At 56.0% G+C, this 1,210-nt stretch carries 1 protein-coding gene and 1 pseudogene; both read left to right on the top strand.

All coding sequences use genetic code 11. From position 1 onward, the window contains the following. Positions 1-616: DUF3304 domain-containing protein (locus I5W_RS28990; RefSeq protein WP_050010605.1), on the top strand; the 616-nt coding region annotated here is incomplete at its 5' end. A 68-nt stretch (positions 617-684) separates the two neighbouring features. Next, a pseudogene (locus I5W_RS03050) lies at positions 685-1,210 on the top strand (hypothetical protein); the annotation flags it as partial.

Here is a 1,210-nt window from a genome sequence, read left to right as displayed (position 1 = left end):
CAGTGTGACTGTCTCCACTGATGCGGTGAACTACATGCACGACTGGGGCCTGGGCTATACCTTGTTCAATCAGGCGGATAACCAGCCTATCGGTAGCGGCATCCTCGGATTTCTGGAAGGGCCGGGCGGGAAAGGTTGCTGCCTGAAGCTGCCGAAGAAATGGAAGCCAGGGATGCAGGTCAGGGTGGAGTGGCAGAAGTCGAACAAGAAGATGACGGAGGAAACCATGCGGATCAAGGTCATGGAGATTCCTGAGTACGACAAGCCGGGTGATTTGTATGTGGCTTTCTATCCGGGTGACGCGGTTGAGATTGTCGTCTCTTGGGCGGAGCCAGGGCATCCAGAGTGGAGAGGAAAGGATCGACGTTTGCCTTATGAATCATGTTTATCCAGGCTCACGCAGAAACAATGCGAGAAACACTTGCCCAAATATGTGCCGGCATCGCATGAACGGTTCGCGGCGATGATGAGGCGAGTTTGTCAGCCGGATAACGTTCACCAAGATCGAGATCCTGCTGAAGAGGCTGCAATTTGTCAGAAGCTGATCGAGAGATGTAAAAACAGTGATATCAGCGACATAAAAATGTGTGATGTCGATTACCAGGAGGATGACTGATGCAAGCAAGGTTCACAGAGTTGGCGCGTAGTTTATTGACCCAGTTCGAGCGCCGGGAAATGTTAGAAATGTCTTCCAATCAAGATATCCCAATACAGTCAAAATGCGAAGAAGACATCTTCCTAGGCTTCTTCTTCGACGGCACCAACAACAATAAATACCGCGACACCCCCGCCTTCGCCAGCAGCAACATAGCTCGCCTCTACGAGGTCTACCCCGGTCATCCCACCGTCGCCCAGCTGCAACTCGGCGAGGTCGGCACTCCCACGCCCGACCTTCCACCGGCTTGGCCCAATCGTGTGGCGGCCGAGGCTCGGCCTTACTATCGCAAGACCTACGTGCCAGGCGTAGGCACGCCCTTCATCGAACTGGGCGACAGCGGAACGGAGACGGACGAAACCCTGGGCCTGGCCATGGCTGCACACGGGCAGGCTCGCATCGACTGGGCCTTGCTGCAGGTTGGCAATCACGTAGCGGCTGCCTTGCTCGGTCATCCCATGAGCTCCGCCTTGCAGGAAGATAAGCTGAAGGTCCGCGCGCTGTTCGGTGCCGGTGCGTTACGCAAGGCGCCTGCCTGGATGCTCCGGCATGCAT

Source organism: Herbaspirillum sp. B65 (assembly GCF_000333555.1).
In the GTDB taxonomy this organism is placed as follows: Bacteria; Pseudomonadota; Gammaproteobacteria; order Burkholderiales; family Burkholderiaceae_D; genus Herbaspirillum; species Herbaspirillum rubrisubalbicans.
This window is presented reverse-complemented; position numbering and strand designations above follow the sequence as displayed.